This is a genomic window from Kitasatospora sp. LaBMicrA B282 (assembly GCF_050325825.1).
GTDB lineage: Bacteria > Actinomycetota > Actinomycetes > Streptomycetales > Streptomycetaceae > Kitasatospora.
This window is the reverse complement of record NZ_JBNQTI010000393.1, coordinates 1-617: the sequence shown is the minus strand read 5'-3', so window position 1 is coordinate 617 and position 617 is coordinate 1. Positions and strand designations below refer to the sequence as shown.

At 74.6% G+C, this 617-nt stretch carries 1 protein-coding gene and 1 pseudogene; both read left to right on the top strand.

The window, feature by feature from the left end; all coding sequences use genetic code 11:
* The coding region (locus ACQRUO_RS39630; RefSeq protein ID WP_428321027.1) for an FHA domain-containing protein at window positions 1-410 on the top strand (410 nt) is incomplete at its 5' end.
* A gap of 11 nt (window positions 411-421) precedes the next feature.
* Window positions 422-617: pseudogene (locus ACQRUO_RS39625) on the top strand (FHA domain-containing protein); the annotation flags it as partial.

Below are 617 nucleotides of genomic sequence, written 5' to 3'. Positions count from 1 at the left end.
CGACCTACGCGGGTGCCCCGCCGGCCCCGGTCGCGCCGCCGCCGGCGGCGCCCGCCGAGCGGCCGGCCGCCGCCCCGGGCAACGGGATGGGCAACGTCCGCCAGTTCCCCGGTTCCGGCGGCGGTGCCAACACCCGGCGCTGGATCGAGGTCAACGGCACCCGGCACCAGATCACCGGCACCGCCTGCGTGCTGGGCCGTTCCACCGAGGCGGACGTGCGGATCGACGACCCCGGGGTCTCCCGCAAGCACGCCGAGATCCGGCCCGGCACCCCGGCCATGGTGCTCGACCTGGGGTCCACCAACGGCATCGTGGTGGACGGACAGCACACCCAGCGCGCTACGCTCCGCGACGGCTCGCGGATCGTCGTGGGCTCCACGACGATCATCTACCGACAGGTCGAAGGGTAGGGCGAGCTCCGGTGTCCGAACTGACTCTGACAGTCCTCCGGCTGGGTTTCCTGGCCGTGCTGTGGCTGTTCGTCATCGTGGCGGTCCAGGTGATCCGCAGCGATCTGTTCGGCGCCAAGGCGGGTTCCAGGACCGGTCGCCGGGGCGGTCGCGCCGCGGCGGCTGCTGCTGCGCCCACCCCGACCCCGGTCGCCGCCGGCGCCGGGG